This window comes from uncultured Veillonella sp., assembly GCF_934190855.1.
Lineage (GTDB): Bacteria > Bacillota > Negativicutes > Veillonellales > Veillonellaceae > Veillonella.
The window spans coordinates 1-3573 of record NZ_CAKPTN010000165.1; the positions used below are offsets into that span (position 1 = coordinate 1).

Here is a 3573-nt window from a genome sequence, read left to right on the forward strand (position 1 = left end):
CGCAAAGCGGTGCTGTAAGGCGTGCTGAGAAGTGACCGCCTCCGCGCATATCTACCTTGTCGCCGTAGCGCATGCGCGCTGTGAAGTCTGCATGAGATGGGCGAGGGATGTCGCGTAAGTTATTGTAATCGCTAGAATGCTGCGATGTGTTGCGGATCATAAATGCTAATGGAGAACCGCTGAGCATACCGTCTACGATACCTGCTAAAAACTCAGGTACATCGGCTTCCTTACGTTGCGTTGTTAATTGATTTTGACCTGGCGCACGGCGCTTCATGAAGGCTCTTAGTTCACCGATGTCGATGGTATGTCCACAAGGTAAGCCTTCTACGATACCGCCAATGGCATAGCCGTGAGAGGCGCCAAAGGTAGATACCTGTATGGTTTTACCGAAATTAGATGCCATTATATTAACTCCTACTATATAGTACGTATTACTTCTATTATCTATTAGATTACACCAGATACGATTAGAAATCTAAACTGGTTGTGCATTACCGCCCAGTAAGTTCCAGTCCTCGAAGAAGTCTGGATAGGATTTTGTGATAGCTTCGCTATCTTTTAGTATTACAGGGGTTTCACTGATGAGGGCCATCAATGTGCCTGCCATAACGAGGCGATGGTCATTTACGCAATCACCTTGTCCACCTTTAAGTATACCACTACTGATGATGTATAGGTCATCGCCTTCTTCACGAACCGTGCCGCCCAAGTCTCTTACGAGATTAGCAACGGCTACGAGGCGATCAGATTCTTTCAAGCGTAGGCGAGCACCCTTAACAAAGGCGCTTTCACCAGAAATAGAGCAAGCAAGGGCTGCCATAACAGGCAACATATCAGGCATTTGCTCAAGGTCTGCATGGATTGGCTTGGAAGCGCGACCTGTGACCGTCACATTCATACCATCCCAGACAACATCACAACCAGCATCAATCATAACTTGCATGATGCGGCGGTCCGCTTGTACAGAGTTTTTGTTCATGCCTGTGATCGTAATTGGTTTGCCAGTCATACCAGCCGCCACCATCCAAATCGCTGCGTTAGACCAGTCGCCTTCGATTTGGTAATTATCACGACCTATGAAGGACGCACCAAATGGGACTGTGAAAGCCTCATTGATGTTTGTGTCTGGTAAAGTGTGTTCTACTTCGACACCAAAATCTCGCATTGTTTCAGTAGTTAGTGTTACATAATCGCTAGATTGTAGTGGCGTAGTAGAGGTAATGGTAGATAAGCCGATTTGAGGGGCTGCCAACAATAAGCCAGAGAAGAATTGACTACTTACATCTCCTACCATGGAGAAATTGCCCCCTTGAAGACGACCTGTCATGGTAAATGGTGGTTTATCTTGAGAGAATGTTACGCCGTGCGCTTTCATTTCTCCTAGCATAGGTTCTAGAGGGCGATCTGGTAAACGACCTTTAGCATCTACATCTACATCATTACAGATGGACGCTGCTACAGGCAATAAAAGGCGTAACGTAGTACCTGATTCGTGAGGAACTACATTGCCCTTTGCAGGAGCGGGGCCAGGAGTAACGGTAACCATTTTATTTTCATACACAACGTGAGCACCTAAGCCTCGCAATGAGTCCATCGTTGCATCGATATCCTTAGAGGTACGACTCAGTAAAATCGTAGATGGAGAGGTAGCAAGGGCTGCACAAATCAACGCACGATGTGCATGGGCCTTTGCCGGAATGGACGCAATAGTCCCTGTAGGGATGGCGTTCGTTACAGAATGCATATAAATCTCCTTAATCTAAATAGGTAGCAAGCTCTTCGTGTGTTACCACCTTGAGTTCGCTGTGACCATAGCTAGTAGGAACTACAATTTTAATGGTGGCTCCTTCGCTTTTTTTATCGTGCTTAGCAGCTGCTAAAATTTCTTCTTTTGTTATAGTCGTTGTAGTTGGTAAATCGTGGGCTTCGATGAGAGCCTTTAATTTTTCTAAGGCCTCTCTATCTAATTCTCCATGTTTTACAGCACCTTTTGCCATGAGTACCATACCGATGGCTACAGCATAGCCATGGTGTACTTCAAAGTGGCTCGCGTTTTCGATGCCGTGACCAAAGGTATGTCCTAAGTTTAAGAGGGCACGAACACCAGATTCGTGTTCATCTTGCTCTACGATATCTGCTTTAGCTTGTACACAACGGGCAATTACGCCACTAACGCTACCGCGATGTTTAATTAATGGTTTATGTTCGAGTTGGGTTAATAAACCTGGTACATCGAGGAAACCGTATTTGATAATTTCCCCACAACCATTTTTCCATTCCATGTCTGGCAATGTATTGAGCGTAGTTGGATCACAGAGAACGAGGATTGGTTGTTTGAAAGCTCCCCAAAGATTTTTACCTGCTTCGAGATTGACTGCTGTTTTACCACCTACAGAGGAATCTACGGCGGCTAATAGGGATGTAGGAACCTGTACATAGTCTATACCACGTAGGTATGTAGCTGCTGCAAAGCCTGCCATATCACCTACTACACCACCTCCGAGGGCGATGAGAAGGTCTTTACGCGTTAACGATTGAGCCGCCATGTACTCTACTAAATCGATGAGTTGATGAGCGTTTTTGGAGCTTTCCCCAGCAGGGAACACATAATCACAAACAGTATAACCGGCATGTTCCATATTAGCTTTCACAGAATCCAAATAGTGTGGCGCCACATTGCTGTCGCTGACGATGATAACACGGCAATTTGGTTTTAACGGTTTAATATAATCGGTGATGCGTTGTAAAGCGCCCTCCTCGATGACAACGTCATACGGCGTGGATGCATTAATATGGATGCGAGTCATAACGATTCCTTTCTTAAAAGAATAAGCTAGTATCTATTATAACGGATACTAGCTTATTTGTGTGGTATTTAAGATTATTTAGTGCATTCTACCAATGCTTGGCGTAATGCGATAATTTCTTTCATAAGGCTAGTGAATTGATCTGGACGTAATGCTTGAGGGCCATCGCATAATGCTTTGGATGGATCGTTGTGAACTTCGATCATAAGGCCGTCTGCACCGCCGCCTACAGATGCTAGTGAAAGTGGACGAACCATGCGGCTCATACCTGCTGCGTGGCTAGGGTCCATGATGATTGGCAAATGAGATAACTCATGCATCATAGGAATTGCTGTTACGTCTAATGTATTACGAGTTTTAGTTTCGAATGTGCGGATACCGCGTTCGCATAATACAACTTGTTCATTGCCTTCGGACATGATGTACTCAGCAGCCATCAACCATTCTTCGTATGTAGCAGACAAACCACGTTTTAAAAGAACTGGTTTATTTAATTTACCTACTTCTTTTAAAAGTGTGAAGTTTTGCATGTTACGAGCGCCGATTTGAAGCATATCTACATTATCGAAGTATTGTAATTGGGAAATATCCATAACTTCGGAAACGATAGGAAGACCTGTTTCTTTTTTAGCTAGCTCTAACAATTCCAAACCTTCTGGACCCATGCCTTGGAAGGAGTATGGGGATGTACGCGGTTTGAAAGCTCCGCCGCGAAGAATCGTGGCGCCCGCTTCCTTACAAGCTTTTGCGGTTTCTAATACCT

Annotated in this window: 4 protein-coding genes; all 4 read right to left on the bottom strand. The window is 44.9% G+C overall.

Annotated elements, in window-relative coordinates; translation table 11 throughout:
* The coding region (locus Q0F90_RS08135; RefSeq protein ID WP_296004618.1) for a chorismate synthase at positions 1-406 on the bottom strand (406 nt) is incomplete at its 3' end.
* 72 nt (positions 407-478) lie between these two features.
* Positions 479-1747 carry a 3-phosphoshikimate 1-carboxyvinyltransferase gene (gene aroA / locus Q0F90_RS08140; RefSeq protein ID WP_296004619.1) on the bottom strand — a complete coding sequence of 423 codons (1269 nt, stop codon included), beginning with the start codon at positions 1745-1747 and terminating at the stop codon, positions 479-481.
* 10 nt (positions 1748-1757) lie between these two features.
* Positions 1758-2810: a 3-dehydroquinate synthase gene (gene aroB / locus Q0F90_RS08145; protein WP_296004621.1), complete on the bottom strand. Its 1053-nt coding sequence runs from the start codon at positions 2808-2810 to the stop codon at positions 1758-1760.
* Positions 2811-2884: 74 nt separating this feature from the next.
* Positions 2885-3573 (bottom strand): 3-deoxy-7-phosphoheptulonate synthase (gene aroF / locus Q0F90_RS08150; protein WP_296004623.1); only part of this gene is annotated, 689 nt, incomplete at its 5' end.

What these genes read in the sequence shown, in the direction of transcription:
- aroB (WP_296004621.1), bottom strand. Translation starts at nt 2,810, where the DNA reads ATGACTCGCATCCATATTAATGCATCCACGCCGTATGACGTTGTCATC.
- aroA (WP_296004619.1), bottom strand. Translation starts at nt 1,747, where the DNA reads ATGCATTCTGTAACGAACGCCATCCCTACAGGGACTATTGCGTCCATT.